The organism is Fictibacillus fluitans (genome assembly GCF_030418125.1).
In the GTDB taxonomy this organism is placed as follows: Bacteria; Bacillota; Bacilli; order Bacillales; family Fictibacillaceae; genus Fictibacillus_C; species Fictibacillus_C fluitans.
Window position 1 is genome coordinate 1 of sequence record NZ_JAUHTR010000037.1, and the last position, 970, is coordinate 970.

1 rRNA gene is annotated in these 970 nt (G+C 53.2%); it reads right to left on the reverse strand.

The annotated features are described in order from the left end of the window. A 23S ribosomal RNA gene (locus QYB97_RS25060) occupies positions 1-970 on the reverse strand; the annotation flags it as partial.

The window sequence follows — 970 nt, forward strand, 5'->3', positions numbered from 1 at the left end:
ACCTCCCCGTCGATGTGGACTCTTGGGGGAGATAAGCCTGTTATCCCCAGGGTAGCTTTTATCCGTTGAGCGATGGCCCTTCCATGCGGAACCACCGGATCACTAAGCCCGACTTTCGTCCCTGCTCGACTTGTAGGTCTCGCAGTCAAGCTCCCTTGTGCCTTTACACTCTGCGAATGATTTCCAACCATTCTGAGGGAACCTTTGGGCGCCTCCGTTACATTTTAGGAGGCGACCGCCCCAGTCAAACTGCCCACCTGACACTGTCTCCGAACCGGATCACGGTTCCAGGTTAGAATTTCAATACAGTCAGGGTAGTATCCCACCGACGCCTCCATCGAAGCTGGCGCTCCGACTTCTCAGGCTCCTACCTATCCTGTACAAACTGTACCAAAATCCAATATCAAGCTGCAGTAAAGCTCCATGGGGTCTTTCCGTCCTGTCGCGGGTAACCTGCATCTTCACAGGTACTATAATTTCACCGGGTCTCTCGTTGAGACAGTATCCAAATCGTTACACCTTTCGTGCGGGTCGGAACTTACCCGACAAGGAATTTCGCTACCTTAGGACCGTTATAGTTACGGCCGCCGTTTACTGGGGCTTCAATTCAGAGCTTCTCCCGTAAGGGATAACCCCTCCTCTTAACCTTCCAGCACCGGGCAGGTGTCAGCCCCTATACTTCGCCTTGCGGCTTCGCAGAGACCTGTGTTTTTGCTAAACAGTCGCTTGGATCTATTCACTGCGGCTCTCTCGGGCGTAAACCCTACCAGAGCACCCCTTCTCCCGAAGTTACGGGGTCATTTTGCCGAGTTCCTTAACGAGAGTTCTCCCGATCATCTTAGGATTCTCTCCTCGCCTACCTGTGTCGGTTTGCGGTACGGGCACCTCTTTCCTCACTAGAGGCTTTTCTTGGCAGTGTAGGATCAGGGACTTCGGTACTAAATTTCCCTCGCCGTCACAGCTCAGCCTT